The organism is Cupriavidus sp. SIMBA_020, from assembly GCF_046535395.1.
Classification (GTDB): domain Bacteria; phylum Pseudomonadota; class Gammaproteobacteria; order Burkholderiales; family Burkholderiaceae; genus Cupriavidus; species Cupriavidus campinensis.
In genome coordinates this window covers 1-249 of the sequence record NZ_JAWRWU010001297.1, presented here as the reverse complement: position 1 = coordinate 249, position 249 = coordinate 1, and the positions used below count along the sequence as shown (strand labels likewise).

Genomic DNA, 249 nt, shown 5'->3' with positions numbered 1-249 from the left:
CACTGCACTTCGTAGTCCAGCAGGCTCTGCACGCCGGAGATCGGCGCCGACTTGTTGATGAAGTACGGGAAAGCCGCGGTGATGTCGCCGCGCTCGGCATGCAGCAGCGGCAGCATGTCGGCCGCCATGGCGCGGAACAGCGTCGGCGTCATGGGAGTGCTGCGGTACTTTTCCAGCAGCGCCACGAAGCGGGACATGTGCGTCCCTTTTTCTTCGGGCGGCAGCGCCACCGTCAGGGTCCAGTTGGCC

General features: G+C 65.5%; 1 protein-coding gene. It reads right to left on the bottom strand.

The window, feature by feature from the left end; genetic code table 11:
- Positions 1 to 249 (bottom strand): GTP cyclohydrolase, FolE2/MptA family (locus SB751_RS33695; protein WP_410749458.1); only part of this gene is annotated, 249 nt, incomplete at both ends.